Below are 13,567 nucleotides of genomic sequence, written 5' to 3' on the forward strand. Positions count from 1 at the left end.
GACAGGAGACTTGAGATGAAGACTGCAAAGACTCCCTTCGCTCTGCCTCAATTGGCCGCCGAATGGGATCCCAGCCCTGCAACCTCCCGCCGCAGCTTGTTGTTGGCTGGTTTGCTGGCGGGCGTAGGTGGAGCAATTGGATTGCGCACCCTGCCCGGTGCCGCTCAGTCCAACACTGCTGATATTGCCATCCTCAACGCGGCCATTGACTTGGAACAGCAGGCAATCTGGGCCTACAAAACCGCTGCCGGCAAGTTGAGCAACACCGAGGTGGGCAAGATCGTGTTGGAAGTGGCCACCAAGAACCTGAAGGATCACGAACAGCACCGGGATCTGCTGGCGGGCGCCGTGCGGCAACTGGGGGGGATCCCCTCTCGGGCCCGGGATAGCTACGACCTTTCCACCTACATCGACAACAAAGAAGGCAATCTCGACTCCGATGCCAACATTGCCAAGCTGGCCCTGGCTCTGGAGTTTGATGCAGCCTTGGCTTACAACGACGCGTTTACCCAGCTTTCCAACAAAGACCTGGTGGCTGCCGCCAGCACCATTGGCCCCAACGAAGTTGCCCATGCCACTGCAATCCGGGCCGTGTTCCACAGCCTTGATCCCAGCATTCTGGTGGTGCCTGCCCCCTTTGTCAGCGCCGAGACTCGGGAGCGCTGGATCCTGAAGGTGTAGAGCTGTTGGTAACCCCTGCCGGCGATGAGGCGATGATCTGCAAAGCCTTCCAACGTCCTCTGTAGGACTTGGGGCTTGGAGATCCAAGTGCTCTGCACTGCTGTCGCAATCGCCTTCTTCTGAGCGCCTCAGCCTTTGCTCTCTTCCTAAACCTGTGTGGAGAAAGTCCTATGCCGATGACGCGGCGGCTGCTGTTGCTGAGTGGACTGGGATCCCTGCTCAATGTGGGGGCCATCTTGGCCGTGGATCGGTGGCGACAAGCCAGCTCCGTTGCGGAGCGGGATCCTGTCGAAGCAAAGGCGGCAGCAGAGGTAATCATTCGGGGGTTTCAATACCTGCCCTCGGAGGTTACCCTCAAGCGGGGGGGCAAGGTGACCTTCACCAACCTGGATTCCACCCCCCACACGGCTACTCCTGTGGAGGGAGCGCAGTTTCAAGGGACGGGACGGCTAAGTCGCAACGAGAGCAAAGCGGTGGTGTTCGAAGTAGCTGGGATCCAGGACTATTTCTGCGATATCCACCCCAGCATGGTGGGCCGCATTGTCGTCGTCGATTAGGTGAAGGCCATGCAAATGGAACCCCTGGGATCCCCTCTTCCCTTCTGGAACATTTGTCGGCGGGTGTACCTGGTTTGGGCCGTCCTTTTGGGGATTGGGTTTGCTGCCACCCAGTTTCACCAAGAGGCCAACATCAACTGGCTGTGGCTGGTGATTTCCCTGATTGGGTTGGGCTACATGGTGCGGCAGACTAGCTTGCCGGAGTTTCGAACAGCCGGACTGGCCCACCTCTACTTTGTGGGTTTGGTGTGGACGTTGGTGATCGCCCAGGGCATGATCCTCTCGGTGCTGCCCTTTGTCGGGCGTACCCCTTTGGCAGCTTTGAGCCCATACCTGGGGGTGTTTTGGCTGTGGCAAATGGGGCTGGGTCACTGGCTCAACGGCTTGGTGGATCCGCCGCGCCTCCCCTACTGGATGACCGGTGGGATCCAGATCCTGGCCGGAGTTGCCTGCCTGCTGTGGGGGCTGGAATGGCAGTTTGCGGTGGCAGGGGGAATCGGGGCTTTGGCCATGCTTTTCTTGATCCCATTGCATTGATTTCACTTCGGGGCCTCACCCAGGTGCACCCGCCAAACTCCACCTCCCACGGCCACTTCATCCCCAGGGCGCAGCTTGCGTCCCCGCCGGGTTTCCACCTCACCATTCACCCGCACTTGCCCCGCTTGGATGAGCTGCTTGGCCTGCCCGCCGGTGGGAACAACCCCCGCCAGCTTGAGGAATTGATCCAGCTTGATTACAGGATCCGTCGCCGGCTGGGGATCCCTTTGAGGAGTCTCCGCCATCACTTCACCCAAAAGGTTTTGACATTTACAAATTCCAGGATCCCTTCCCGACTCAGTTCCCGTCCATATCCTGAGCGTTTGATGCCACCGAAGGGAAGGCGCGGGTCGGACTTGACCAGACCATTGATGAATACGGATCCCGCCTCCAGCTCCTCCAGCAGGCGCTCTTGTTCCTCTGGATCGGTTGTCCAGGCGCTGGCGCCCAGGCCAAAGGGCGTGTTGTTGGCCAGCTCAATGGCTGCCGACACATCCGGGACGGTGAACAGCAGCGCCACCGGCCCGAACACCTCCTGGTGGGCCACCGGATGATCCGGGGGGATGTCGCTCAGGATTGTGGGCGGGTAAAAATTCCCTCCCAAGGGGGATCCGCCGATATGGACTTTGGCTCCTGCTTGCACCAAAGCCTGCACCTGTCCGTCCACCTCTTGCAGGATGCTGGGGGTAGCCAGAGGCCCCACGTCCGTTTGCGGATCCAAGGGATCCCCTACCTTGAGCCGGCGAAATCGCTCCGTCATGGCAGCCGTGAAAGGTTCAGCGATAGCCCTGTGCAAGATAAATCGTTTGGCGGCAATGCAGGACTGGCCGTTGTTGATCAGACGGGCCGTGACCGCTGTGGCGACTGCTGCCTCCAGATCGGCGCTGGGCAGCACGATGAAGGGATCGCTCCCTCCCAGTTCCAACACCGTTTTTTTCAGATATTGACCGGCCAAACGGGCCAGGCTGGAGCCGGCGGCTTCGCTCCCGGTGAGGGCGGCCCCCCGCACCCGTTCATCCGCCACCACCTCTGCCACCTGGGCTGCTGTGATCAGCAGGGTTTGAAAGACCCCTGGCGGAAATCCCCCCTCCCGAAAGATCTGCTCTAGGGTCAAAGCCGATTGGGGCACGTTGGAAGCATGTTTCAGCAAGAGGGTGTTGCCCGCCATCAGGGCCGGGGCGGCACAGCGAAACACCTGCCAAAAGGGAAAGTTCCAGGGCATCACCGCCAAAATCACCCCCAGCGGCTGGTAGCGGATCCCGCTGCGGCTGGCATCGCTGGCGTTCGCGTAAGCGTTGCGTAGCAATATGGAGCGCTCGGCCAAGAATCCCTCTGCCTCCTCGGCATAGTAGCGACAAACCCAAGCGGATTTTTCCACTTCCGCAACGGCAGAGGCCAAGGTTTTGCCCATCTCCAAGCTGATCAGGCGGCCAAACTCCGCTTTGCGCCCCTCCAGGATCCCTGCCACCCGCTTCAGCCAGGCGGATCGTTGAGCAAACGGGATCCGACGATAGCTCTGAAACCGCTCGTGGGCTTGGGCGATACAGCTCTGGATCTGCCCAGCGTCGAAAACGGGGTAGCGAGCCAATTCCTCTCCGGTGGCGGGGTTGATGCTGACCAGGTGCCCCTTCGCGTAAGCGTTGCGTAGCAATATCGTTTTCCCTCAACGCCTGTTTCTCCACTCTGGCATTTGTGCTCTGCCTGGAATAGTGCTCCGCACTGCTACTGCGTTCGCGTAAGCGTTGCGTAGCAATATGGAAAGATTTGCGGAGTGGGGGACTCAGGGTTGCGGGCTGCCGGTGGTGTCTGTTCGGGATGGCGGGGCGGATCCAGGAGCAGACCAGAACTCATAGGCTGCTTGCGACAAGCTGGCGATCAGCCCTTCGGCTCTGGGATCGTTGGGGGTTTCTCGCTTCACCCACACCGCCGCCACATAGCGCCGACCGTTGGGCAAATCCAGGATCCCGGCATCCCCCACCACGGAGCTCAAGGTTCCCGTTTTGTGGGCAATGCGCACCTCTTGACCCAAGTTGGGCCGGAAATAGGAGGGCCGTTGGGTGCGCCAGAGAATGTCCAGAAAACGGTCGCGGCTGCGGCGGCTGAGCATGCGCCCCTGTTCCACCTGGCTGAGCAACCAAACCATGTCGCGCGGGCTGCTGGTGTTGGTGCCCTCCAGATCCGGTAGCCACCATGAAATTTGCGTGTGTTGTAGCCCCCACTGGCGAAATTTTTGGTTGAGAGCCTCCTGCCCACCCAGGCGATCGATGATCAGATTGGTGGCGAAGTTGTCGCTGAGGGTGATCATCAGGGTGGCCGCTTCCAAAGCAGAAACCTGGGATCCCAGCGGGCGGGTTTGCAGCACGCCTGCCCCCCCTCCCTTGAGATCTTCCCGCAGGGTGAGCCTCTCATCCAGCCGCACCTGCCCGGTTTCCACAGCCTGGAAAAAAGCCAAGAGAATGGGGATCTTGATCACGCTGGCGGCAGGAAAAGCCTGATCCGGCCTAACCCCGGCAAAGGCGCCGGTTTCCACCTCCCAAAACAGGGCTCCTGCCGTCAAACCCGGTTGGTCGGCCAAAGCGGCCAAGCGCTCCTGCAAAGCCGGGATCGCTTCTCCCCGCAGAATGTCACTTGGCAATGCCGGCGGGGGAGGATCCCCAAGCTGCGTCGTGGACTGTTCTGTCCGGCCAGCGGTGGTCGATTGCAGCAGTTGCGAGAGGCCCGCCATCGTCAGGCCCAGGATGAGACTTAAGCTCAGTCCCCTGAGCAACACTTGCCCGAGAGATGGAGAACGTCTCAAGCGGCGAGGCCGGGCAGCCCGTTGGCGCAGACGAGCAATGGCTTTCTGGCGAGCAAGACGCAGCGGTTGAGGAGGGGAAACCGACAGGGATCCCATAGGGGCAGGAAGCAGGCGACCAGAACCTGTTTGCGGCTTTGACCCCTCTGGAGGCGGGACGGCGTTCTTGGCAGGTTGTGGAGGGCGGCGGGGATCCCGAGACTTCTCTGGCAAAGGCCTACGGCCCGCTAGCGCGGATGGATCGGTGCCTTTCCTCTCCCTTGCTCTGGTCATAAGAACGATTGCCTTTTCCCGACAGCGGTGCGGAGTACTAACGCCATGCTCCTAACAGACAATGCTGACCGTTTCACCGACTCAACTTCGGTGAGCTTGGCTTAATTAAACCCACAAATTGACCAACCTGACCTACGATTGCAAAACGCCCATCAAACCGTCCTCGCGACACGAAGCCTAGCAACAACCCCGCCAAAGGCAGGATGAGTCCCTGTTGCCAGAGCATCCACTCGGAGTCGTTTTAAAAACTTAGGTTGATCCGTGACCCTCCTTTCCCTCTGGAAGAGGGGCTGGGAATAGTCGCGGAAGCGGCGCAGAGCGCTTTTGCCAAGTCCAGGAAAACCGTCAGATCTGTTCTCTCTGAGGGGGCTCACACCCATGGGGAGCCAGCTCCCGGCTAGCGCTTGCAGAGCCGATACACGGGCAAAGTGAAATGAAAGCTGCTGCCTTTGCCCAAGGAAGACTCCACCCAAATCTGGCCGTAGTGAGCGCGCACGATCCGTCGGCAGAGGGAAAGGCCGATGCCATAGCCCTCCTGCTGTTGATCCCGGGACAGACGGACGGAATCGGAGAAGATGCTCTCTTGGTCGGCTTCCGGGATCCCAGGGCCAGTATCGCTGACGGTCACCTGCACCTTTTGGCTGGTGCGATGGAGGACATCGAGGCGGATGGATCCCCCGGCGGGGGTGTACTTGATGGCGTTGTCCAGCAGGTTGAACAGAACTTGGCGGATCTTGTCGGGATCCACGTGAACAGAGGGCAGATCCACGGGAATATCCGCTTGAAACTGCAGCCGCTTGCCTTGAATGCGCGGCCATAGCTCCTCGATCACCGCCTGACACAAGCCGGGCAACTGGGTTTCTACGGCTCGAATCCTCAGCTCCGAGGCAGCGCCACGGGCCGACTCCAGGATATCGGTGATCATGCTGTCCATCTTGCGCAGTTGCTGGCGGGCATGGTCGAACAACTGCCGTTCCAGCGCTTTGTCCAGGGATCCCTCGCGCCCCTGCTGCAGGGTTTCGACCGCCAGAGCCGTGGCCGTCAGGGGACTGCGCAAATCATGCACCAGCATGGCCAGAACGCGATCTTTGAAGTCCAACTGCTCCCGCAATTGGGCCCGCTCCTGACGCAGCAAAAACACCTCTTCCGACATTTGCAACAGTGCCTCAGTGGTTGGAGGGGAGGTGGGATCCTGTCCTGCCCCCTCTTGTTCGCGGAAGCGGACCGTAGGTCCATGGGAAGCCAAAGCCGCCTGGCCTTGCCAACGGGGCCACCACACTTCCAACTGCGTCGCCAAGTCTTCGCCTGCCAAAACCTGAGCAGGCAAGGGTTCAGCCTTGACCAGAGCCGGGGTCACCACCAGCTTGTAATGCTCCGCCAGGTAGGGGTGCTCCTCCAGCGGCACCACTTCCAGTTGGGCAGGGTATTGGCCGGGCAACCCCTGGATGTGCTGGCGCAGATGTTCCTCAAGTTCGGCAACGACAGCTCGACTCTTGGCAAACAACAGCAGGCGAATGACAGAACGAGCGGAGGTGAGGTCTGGCGAAGTCTGCATAGGCCAAAGTCCAGTCGCGTTAGCGTTCACGTTAGTGGTGCGGAGCACATTGCGTAGCATTAAAGCCAAAGGTTGGCGTTTCAGCAGCCGGGATTGCCGTGCGCTCGTTCGCGGAAGCGGACCGTAGGTCCAACCGTAGGAGCCATTGCTGCTTGTTCCTTCCTAACACCTAATCTTGGGAAAAGCTTAAGAAGCGACATGGGGTGTAACAAGAAAGACCTTTCAGCTAGAAATCGCAGGAGCCCCGCACTGTACCCGTAGGGTCGGTGTCGGGAGGAATGCGCTTTGATGAAGTACAATGAACTTATGAGTCAAGTCCTGACCATTTCCTGCAAGCTCAAGGTGTCCCAGTCGCAGGCCGCAAAGTTGGACGCGACCTTGGATGCCTTTGTGCAGGCGTTGAACTGGGTGAACCAGAACACGCCGGAGAAAGTCGTCAACGCCGTTAAGCTCCAGTCTCTATGCTACCGCGAAATCCGTGCCCGGTTTGGCTTGTCCAGTAACTTGGCTCAACAGGTCTGCAGACGGCTGGCCGGTGCCCGTAAAGTTGCCCGACAGAAAAACCGCCCCGTCAAAGCGTTCAAAGGGGGCTTCGCTACCTACGACGCTCGTATCTTTTCGTTCCGCGAGAAAGACTGGACGGTGTCGCTGACCACGGTGGAGGGTCGGGAGCGCTTTGGGCTGGCGATTGGCCGCTACCAGAGAGAACGGCTGGCGGGCTCCAATCCCAAATCTGCCACTCTGGTCAAGCGTAAAGACGGCTCCTACTCCATTCAAATCTGTGTGGAAGCGGAGCCATCCCCACCGCAACGCACGGGCAGAGTGCTGGGGGTGGACTTGGGGAGGACGGATATTGCCCATACATCAGACGGGGACAATTGGAATGGACAGCAGTTGAACAGAGTCCGAGACCACTACTCCCGGTTGAGGGCGGTACTCCAACGCAAAGCCAGTAAGGGCACACGCAGTTCGCGGCGCAGATGCCGTCAACTGCTGCAACGGCTGTCTGGCAAGGAGAGACGCTTTCAGTCGCGTCAGCGTTGCGTAGCAAAAACGTGGGTCAATCATCGCATCTCTAAAGCTATTGTCTCTAGGGCAAAAGCTACCAACAGCGCTATCGCCCTGGAAGACCTGACAGGGATCCGGAAAAGAGTCAATCAACAACCCCGCAGCAAAGCCGAGCGGCGCAGGGCCAACAGTTGGGCGTTCTACCAACTACGCCAGTTTCTGGAATACAAGGCGAGGGTTGCAGGGGTTTCTCTGGTTCTTGTGCCGCCTGCCTACACGTCGCAGACCTGCCACAAGTGTTTGCACATCCATCCCGATCCTGCGCAATCCTACCGCAGTGGTAAGTCGTTCAAGTGTGGGCACTGTGGATGGGAAGGGGATGCGGATTTGAATGGTGCGAATGTGATTGCGCTCTTGGGGGCTGCCGTAAACCAGCCTGGAGGTCCGGGCTTGTTTTGTTCTCTGGTAGAGCAGAGCAGGCCCAGGGCTACTGAAAGCCCGCTCCGTACCGCTTAGCGGTCGGAGCCGGGTAGTTTACTGAAACAGGTAGGCCAGCCCCACCAGCAGGGCCACCAACCCCACCGCTGTCAGGGTGAAGTGAAGCAGGGAAGTCTTGCCTTTGCGCACCATGTTGCGCATGGCCAGGCGGGTGTAACTCAGCTGGGGGGGGGATCCCGCCCCAACCGAAGGAGAATCTGCAGAAGAAGGCTGCGCCATCAGGATAACCAGAGCGATAATTTACCCTACCTTCAGGCTAGCTTAATCTGCTCCTCCGGATAGAGGTGTTTCCCAAGCTTCGACCTTCCCGCTGAAGAAGGGCCATAGCTGTCGCGCGGGGATCTTCCGGTGCCAAAATAACGACAGCATCCCCCTCTTTTGCCCCCCATGTTGCAAGTTCAGCATCTTTCCTACCATCCGGCAGGCGTTTCCCAGCCCATTCTCAACGATCTTTCCTTTGAGTTGGGCCTGAACCAGTTGGGGCTGATCGTGGGCAAAAGTGGGGCGGGCAAGAGCACCCTGCTGGAGATTTTGGCTGGCTTGGCGCGGCCCACCCAAGGACGGATTACCTGGGGAGGGGCAGAACTTTCCCCCAACCGCTTGCGCAGCATGGCGGGGTTGGTGTTTCAGTTTCCAGAGCGCCACTTTTGCGGCTTGACGGTGCTGGAGGAAATGCGCTTTGGTTATCCAGAGCTACAGAGAAAAGAGATCGAAAACGCCCTCAGACAGGTGGGATTGGAAGGGATCCCTCTACATACCTCCCCAAACCGCCTCAGCGGCGGGCAACAGCGGCGCTTGGCCCTGGCCGTCCAGTTGATCCGTGGCCCGTTTTTGCTGTTGCTGGATGAGCCGACGGCAGGATTGGATTGGTCGGTGCGACGGCAGTTGATCGAGCTGTTGGCTCGGCTAAAGTCCACCTGGACGGTGTTGGTGGTTTCCCACGACCCGGAGGAGCTGTCCTCCATTGCCGATGTGCGGTGGACATTGCAGGCGGGATCCCTGAAGCTGTTGCCGACGGAGGCTTTGCTTCACAGGTAGCGGCGGGGATCCACCGGTTGGCCATTGACGCGCACTTCAAAGTGAACATGGGGCCCGGTGGAGAGGCCGGTGGAGCCGGAAGCAGCAATTGCTTGCCCCCGCTGTACCTGCTGGCCTACCCCAACGGCAACGCGGCTGTTGTGGGCGTACAGGGTGGTGATGCCGCCCCCGTGATTCACAATCACCGTGTAGCCATAGCCGCCGTACCAGCCGGCGTAGATGACGGTGCCCCGGTCGGAGGCTCTCACCGCAGTGCCGGTGGGCACACCAAAATCGATCCCCGCATGAAAGCGGCGACTGCGGTAGATGGGGTGAACCCGCCAGCCAAAGCCACTGGTGATCGGCCCGCGCACCGGAGCGATGAATCGGCCCGTCCCTTGAACGGGATCCCTGCCCCCTTGCTGTTGGGCCTGCTGGGCGATCAGTTGCTGGATGAGGAGAGTCAACTGTTGGGAATCGGCTTCCAGCCGCCGTTGGGCTGCTTCATAGGCCGCGCGTTCGTTGGCCAAGCGGCCCACCAGTTGCTCTTGGGCGGCAGCCTGCTGCTGCAGTTGATTCTTCTGGGCGGCCAGCTCCTGCAAAATCAAGGAAATCTCGTTGCGCTGCATCTCCAGAGCAATGCGCTGTTGATCCACCTCCTTGGCCATTGCTTGCAGCTCTTGGATCAACTGCCGATCCGCCTCGATCAACAGTTGCAGTTGGTGGCGGCGGTCAAAAAACTCGTTTAAGTCACGGCTGGTGAGCAGCAAAGCCCACCAATGTTCGGCCCCCTGCCGCTGCATGTAGCGCAAACGGGCAGCCGTGCCCTGTTTCTGCCGTCTCAGGCGGTCTTCCAGCTCCTGTAGCTCCTTTTGAGCTTGCTCCAGCGCTTTCTGAGCTTGTTCCAGACGATACTGATTGTCGCGAAGGCTGGATTCGGTCTGTCGAATGTTTTGCTGCAGGGATCCCATGCGGCGGCGGGCTTCTTCTTCTGCTTGGCGCAGTTCTCCCAAGCGGCGCTGAGTGCTCTGGATTTGTTGCTGGATCTGCTGCTGCCGCTGTTGCAATTGGTTGACATTCTGCGCCTGAGACGGAGCAACCCCCCCCAGTCCCCCCAACAGCAAGAGGGTGAGCAATCCGAGCGCTATCCACCCTTTTAGCCTGTGTGCCCCACGACTGAGACTCGTCACTCCTCACACCCTCTGCGACTGACCCATCGACCCTAAGGATACAAAGATCCCCACGGATCTGAATCGGGCCTGAGCTGGCTATTTAGGGCTACTCCGAACAGCAACAGAAGAGCCAGACAGTAGCGACTCCACCTCCGGATCCCACAGGCCTGACGGCATGCAACTCAAGCGGCAGCAACCTCAACGGACTAGAAAAACTAGGAAATGACGATAAACTGGCCGCTCACCTGCTGGCAAACCTCACGCTTAGAAGGCCAACCAAAAAGTTGCCTCATACAGACGGGATACCTTGCGGCACCTTTGGTTTGAGGAATCTTCCTCCTCTTCTCTGCTGAGTTCAGCACCGGTTAGGGAGACAACAAGGCCAGAGCAGGAACCAGCAACGCCGTGAAAAGCTGGGAAAAGCAAACACTCCGGCAAAGGCCACGAACGCGCAAACAGTTGCCCCTATAAAACACCGGCTTTGCTTGTTCCTGAGTCATCTGCTAGGCTTTCCCTTGAAAGAAAAGACGTTTAGGCTTTATGGTTTGTCATTATTTCATTGGCAGGCTGACTTTTTCGTTTTTGGATTGCAATTAAACTTAAGCTAAACCCAAGCAACTGCAAAACACTGAGCGGGTATTTTCCTACAGATGGCATTCGAGGATGCTGAGTGCAGTTTTAGAAAAGGGTCACAGCACCCCTGGTTACTCCATCTGTGGCAGCAGCCGCTGATTGCCGTGATCCGCCTCTGTGCCAGCCCAGCCCAGGCCCTAGAGGGATCCATGCTGGCCATCCGGGCCGGGATCCGCCACATTGAAATCACCACGCAAGTTCCCCAATACCTGGAGTTGATTGCCCAACTGCGGCAAGACCACCCGCAGTGTTGGATAGGGGTGGGCACTGTTCTCGATCGGCAGGTGGCGGAGCAGGCTTGGCAGGCAGGAGCCCAGTTTTGCGTTTGCCCCTTCACCGATGAGCAAGTTATCCGCTGGGGTCGGGAGGTGGGGCTGCCCATCGTGCCCGGTGCCCTCACCCCCAGCGAGATCTGGAGGGCGTGGCAGGCGGGGGCAACGGCAGTAAAGGTGTTTCCGGTGGAGAGCATGGGGGGATCCCGCTACCTGCGCCATCTACAATCGGTGCTGGGATCCCTGCCGTTGATCCCCACAGGGGGAGTCACCTTGGCCGGGGCAGCGGAATACCTGCAAGCAGGGGCCTGGGCAGTGGGCATTGCCGGGGATCTGTTCCCGACAGAGGATTTGGACTCAGGCTGCCATCTGTTGGAGAATCGACTGCGACAGGTGCTGCAGCAGCTTGCGGAGCAGAGAAACAAAACCTGGCCCAATCCGGGCAAACTAGTAGAATAGGGGGCGTGGTGTGAGTGAGGCCCGCATGGATGGATCTCTAGATCTAGATCTCTATCTGCAATTCAACATCCCCAGCCCGGTTGAAGAAGCCACTTGGCGTCATTGGTTTGAGATCTGGCTGAAAGAGCTGGGAGTCCAGGAGCCATGCGAGCTCAGCCTTTGCCTCACTTCCGATGAGCACATCCGCCAGCTCAACCGCGAGTTTCGCCACCTCGACGAGCCTACCGACGTGCTGGCCTTTGCCGCGCAGGAGATGTTTGCCCCCTTTGAGATCCAAGACGTAACGGGGGTACGCCTACTGGGGGATATTGTGATTTCGGTGCCCACCGCCCGCGCACAAGCCAAGGCGCAGGGGCATCGTCTTTCGCAAGAGTTGGCCTGGTTGGCCAGCCACGGGTTGCTCCATCTGCTGGGGTGGGATCACCCGGATGAACTGTCCCTACAGCGCATGTTGCAGCAACAGCGACAGTTGCTTGCCGCCATCCAACTGGATGGGGAGGTGGCCCATGGCCAACAGCCCTAGTCGGTTGCCGGAGCGTTCTCGCCTGGCGGTGTTCCGGCGGCGCGTCCATTCCAGAGACCCAGCGCAGCCATCTGAGGCGGATCGGGCAGCCAGTGCCGAGCCTTTGGGAAGGGATCCCTGGCGACGCCCCCCCTCTTGGCAAGTGGCCGACAACTTGGGCAAAAGTTTCTACTACGCGGGCAAGGGCTTGGTCTATGCCATCCGCACCCAGCGCAACTTGCGCATTCACATGGTGATGGCGGTGATGGCCTTTGGCCTTGGGCTGGGCCTGCAGCTGAGCGCCCTGGAAATGGCCGTGATTAGCCTAACCAGCGGTTTGGTGATGGCGCTGGAGCTGGTGAATACCGCTCTGGAAGCAGTGGTGGATCTCACCCTGGGCAGCAAGTACCATCTCCTGGCCGAGATCGCCAAAGATTGCGCGGCGGCAGCGGTGTTGATGGCGGCAGTGGCGTCCTTGATGGTGGCGGCTTGGCTATTTCTTCCGCCCTTGGTGTTGCTGCTGCAAGATGGCTTCCCGGCAGCAGGGTAGCTCCCCGACTGGAGAGGGAGTTTCCTATCCAGACGGCTGGGAGTGGATCACCACCCGTCCTCCCTGCCGGTCCAGGTTGAGCAGTTTGGCCTCCGCTTCAATATCCAACTGCGCCCAAGCGCTGACCATCGCGGATCCCACCCGTTCCCGATTCTCGGGAGCACAGAGGGCCAGAAGAGTGGGGCCGGCTCCGCTGATCACCACCCCATAGGCTCCGGCAGCCATGGCTGCAGCTTGAACCGTTTTGAACCCGGTGATCAGCTCCATACGCGCCGGCTGGTGCAGCCGATCCTGCAGAGCCACTTTCAGCCAGTCCACCCGCCCCGACTGCAAGCTGCGAATGAGCAGGCCCAGATGGCTGCTGGAAAAAACCGCATCCGCCAAGCTGACGGATTTGGGCAGGATCTCGCGGGCCGCTTGGGTGGAAAGCTTAAAGTTGGGCACTACGGCCAGGATGCCAATGCTCTCATGCCACTCCACCGGACAGAACACCCATTGCCCCTGCTGTCCCTGCACACAAAGCTGACAACTGCCCTGCAGGGCGGGCACCACATTGTCTGGGTGGCCCTCCAAGGCAATAGCCAGTTGTAGAAGGGTTTCGGGAGCTAAGTTGAGTGCTCCAATGGCATTGGCCCCCAGCAAGCCGCCGACAATGGCGGTGGCAGAACTGCCCAACCCCCGCGCCAGGGGCACGTTGAGGGTAATTTCGATTTCTACCCCCGGCACAGGCTTACTCAGCAACTCAAAGGCGCGGCAAAAAGCCCGGTACACCAGGTTGTCCTTGCTTTGGCTGATGTGGTCGCTGCCGCGGTAGTGGATGCTGAGGCCGGAAGGGATCTCGCGAAAATGGAAGTGATTGTAGAGCTCTAGGGCTGCACCGATGCAGTCGAACCCTGGCCCCAAGTTGGCGGTGGTGGCCGGGACGATGACCTCTACGCGTTCTTTGACCAAGGGGACAACTCCTCAGTGAACGGTGGGTAACTCAATGTCTGCGGGCTCCCATTATCCTACGAACGATGGCCAGACCTTGGATATTCTCGCCACCTCTGCTCGGTCTGC

General features: G+C 59.6%; 15 protein-coding genes. 8 read left to right on the forward strand and 7 right to left on the reverse strand.

Annotated elements, in window-relative coordinates; genetic code table 11:
- The first annotated feature begins 15 nt into the window (after positions 1-15).
- The 3 genes from ACVWY8_RS09005 (at position 16) to ACVWY8_RS09015 (ending at position 1,775) form a co-directional block, all read left to right on the forward strand.
- The gene (locus tag ACVWY8_RS09005) at positions 16-681 is read left to right on the forward strand and encodes a DUF4439 domain-containing protein (RefSeq protein WP_414329579.1); all 666 of its coding nucleotides are present in this window, start codon (positions 16-18) and stop codon (positions 679-681) included.
- A gap of 170 nt (positions 682-851) precedes the next feature.
- Entirely contained in the window at positions 852-1,238 is a 387-nt protein-coding gene (locus ACVWY8_RS09010) for a cupredoxin domain-containing protein (protein ID WP_457393937.1), read from the forward strand.
- A 9-nt stretch (positions 1,239-1,247) separates the two neighbouring features.
- Positions 1,248-1,775, forward strand: a complete 528-nt coding sequence (locus tag ACVWY8_RS09015; RefSeq protein ID WP_457393934.1) for a hypothetical protein — start codon at positions 1,248-1,250, stop codon at positions 1,773-1,775.
- A gap of 2 nt (positions 1,776-1,777) precedes the next feature.
- On the opposite strand, the gene ACVWY8_RS09020 is transcribed toward ACVWY8_RS09015, so the two are convergent.
- From ACVWY8_RS09020 to ACVWY8_RS09035, 4 genes are all read right to left on the reverse strand, one after another.
- Entirely contained in the window at positions 1,778-2,020 is a 243-nt protein-coding gene (locus ACVWY8_RS09020) for an RNA-binding S4 domain-containing protein (RefSeq protein WP_457393931.1), read from the reverse strand.
- On the reverse strand, positions 2,020-3,426 hold the full coding sequence (locus ACVWY8_RS09025; protein ID WP_457393928.1) for an NAD-dependent succinate-semialdehyde dehydrogenase: 1,407 nt from the start codon (positions 3,424-3,426) through the stop codon (positions 2,020-2,022). Before ACVWY8_RS09025 ends, ACVWY8_RS09020 begins: the two co-directional genes overlap by 1 nt.
- Before the next feature lie 129 nt (positions 3,427-3,555).
- Complete coding sequence (locus tag ACVWY8_RS09030) at positions 3,556-4,668, reverse strand: serine hydrolase (RefSeq protein WP_457393926.1); 1,113 nt, start codon at positions 4,666-4,668, stop codon at positions 3,556-3,558.
- Positions 4,669-5,239: 571 nt separating this feature from the next.
- Positions 5,240-6,397 (reverse strand): histidine kinase, encoded by a 1,158-nt coding sequence (locus tag ACVWY8_RS09035; protein WP_457393922.1) that lies wholly within the window; start codon positions 6,395-6,397, stop codon positions 5,240-5,242.
- 306 nt (positions 6,398-6,703) lie between these two features.
- Between ACVWY8_RS09035 and ACVWY8_RS09040 the strand changes: the two genes are divergently transcribed.
- Positions 6,704-7,921, forward strand: a complete 1,218-nt coding sequence (locus ACVWY8_RS09040; RefSeq protein ID WP_457394089.1) for an RNA-guided endonuclease InsQ/TnpB family protein — start codon at positions 6,704-6,706, stop codon at positions 7,919-7,921.
- Between the two features lie 18 nt (positions 7,922-7,939).
- Here the strand turns inward: ACVWY8_RS09040 and ACVWY8_RS09045 are convergent, their stop codons facing one another.
- Positions 7,940-8,122, reverse strand: coding sequence for a DUF3285 domain-containing protein (locus tag ACVWY8_RS09045; RefSeq protein ID WP_414409480.1), 183 nt, complete (start codon positions 8,120-8,122; stop codon positions 7,940-7,942).
- A 168-nt stretch (positions 8,123-8,290) separates the two neighbouring features.
- Here ACVWY8_RS09045 and ACVWY8_RS09050 point away from each other — a divergent pair, with 168 nt between their 5' ends.
- Positions 8,291-8,941 carry an ABC transporter ATP-binding protein gene (locus ACVWY8_RS09050; protein WP_011433492.1) on the forward strand — a complete coding sequence of 217 codons (651 nt, stop codon included), beginning with the start codon at positions 8,291-8,293 and terminating at the stop codon, positions 8,939-8,941.
- Here the strand turns inward: ACVWY8_RS09050 and ACVWY8_RS09055 are convergent.
- On the reverse strand, positions 8,932-10,056 hold the full coding sequence (locus ACVWY8_RS09055; RefSeq protein WP_457393919.1) for a murein hydrolase activator EnvC family protein: 1,125 nt from the start codon (positions 10,054-10,056) through the stop codon (positions 8,932-8,934). The two genes, ACVWY8_RS09050 and ACVWY8_RS09055, sit on opposite strands and share 10 nt — an antisense overlap.
- Before the next feature lie 686 nt (positions 10,057-10,742).
- Here ACVWY8_RS09055 and eda point away from each other — a divergent pair.
- The 3 genes from eda to ACVWY8_RS09070 are packed head-to-tail and all read left to right on the forward strand — an operon-like array spanning position 10,743 to position 12,508.
- Positions 10,743-11,456 (forward strand): bifunctional 4-hydroxy-2-oxoglutarate aldolase/2-dehydro-3-deoxy-phosphogluconate aldolase, encoded by a 714-nt coding sequence (gene eda, locus ACVWY8_RS09060; protein WP_457393916.1) that lies wholly within the window; start codon positions 10,743-10,745, stop codon positions 11,454-11,456.
- A gap of 25 nt (positions 11,457-11,481) precedes the next feature.
- Positions 11,482-11,979 carry an rRNA maturation RNase YbeY gene (gene ybeY / locus ACVWY8_RS09065; protein WP_457393913.1) on the forward strand — a complete coding sequence of 166 codons (498 nt, stop codon included), beginning with the start codon at positions 11,482-11,484 and terminating at the stop codon, positions 11,977-11,979.
- Positions 11,963-12,508, forward strand: a complete 546-nt coding sequence (locus tag ACVWY8_RS09070) for a diacylglycerol kinase family protein (RefSeq protein WP_414329599.1) — start codon at positions 11,963-11,965, stop codon at positions 12,506-12,508. The genes ybeY and ACVWY8_RS09070 overlap by 17 nt, the downstream gene beginning before the upstream one ends.
- A gap of 24 nt (positions 12,509-12,532) precedes the next feature.
- On the opposite strand, the gene thrB is transcribed toward ACVWY8_RS09070, so the two are convergent.
- A complete protein-coding gene (gene thrB, locus ACVWY8_RS09075) occupies positions 12,533-13,459 on the reverse strand; it encodes a homoserine kinase (RefSeq protein WP_414329601.1) in 927 nt (308 codons plus the stop codon).
- Positions 13,460-13,567: the final 108 nt, after the last annotated feature.

The organism is Thermostichus sp. OS-CIW-32 (assembly GCF_054060415.1).

What these genes read in the sequence shown, in the direction of transcription:
- ACVWY8_RS09050 (WP_011433492.1), top strand. Translation starts at nt 8,291, where the DNA reads ATGTTGCAAGTTCAGCATCTTTCCTACCATCCGGCAGGCGTTTCCCAG.
- eda (WP_457393916.1), top strand. Translation starts at nt 10,743, where the DNA reads ATGGCATTCGAGGATGCTGAGTGCAGTTTTAGAAAAGGGTCACAGCAC.
- ACVWY8_RS09015 (WP_457393934.1), top strand. Translation starts at nt 1,248, where the DNA reads ATGCAAATGGAACCCCTGGGATCCCCTCTTCCCTTCTGGAACATTTGT.
- ACVWY8_RS09010 (WP_457393937.1), top strand. Translation starts at nt 852, where the DNA reads ATGCCGATGACGCGGCGGCTGCTGTTGCTGAGTGGACTGGGATCCCTG.
- ACVWY8_RS09030 (WP_457393926.1), bottom strand. Translation starts at nt 4,668, where the DNA reads ATGGGATCCCTGTCGGTTTCCCCTCCTCAACCGCTGCGTCTTGCTCGC.
- ybeY (WP_457393913.1), top strand. Translation starts at nt 11,482, where the DNA reads ATGGATGGATCTCTAGATCTAGATCTCTATCTGCAATTCAACATCCCC.
- ACVWY8_RS09070 (WP_414329599.1), top strand. Translation starts at nt 11,963, where the DNA reads ATGGCCAACAGCCCTAGTCGGTTGCCGGAGCGTTCTCGCCTGGCGGTG.
- ACVWY8_RS09005 (WP_414329579.1), top strand. Translation starts at nt 16, where the DNA reads ATGAAGACTGCAAAGACTCCCTTCGCTCTGCCTCAATTGGCCGCCGAA.
- ACVWY8_RS09035 (WP_457393922.1), bottom strand. Translation starts at nt 6,397, where the DNA reads ATGCAGACTTCGCCAGACCTCACCTCCGCTCGTTCTGTCATTCGCCTG.
- ACVWY8_RS09045 (WP_414409480.1), bottom strand. Translation starts at nt 8,122, where the DNA reads ATGGCGCAGCCTTCTTCTGCAGATTCTCCTTCGGTTGGGGCGGGATCC.
- ACVWY8_RS09020 (WP_457393931.1), bottom strand. Translation starts at nt 2,020, where the DNA reads ATGGCGGAGACTCCTCAAAGGGATCCCCAGCCGGCGACGGATCCTGTA.
- ACVWY8_RS09040 (WP_457394089.1), top strand. Translation starts at nt 6,704, where the DNA reads ATGAGTCAAGTCCTGACCATTTCCTGCAAGCTCAAGGTGTCCCAGTCG.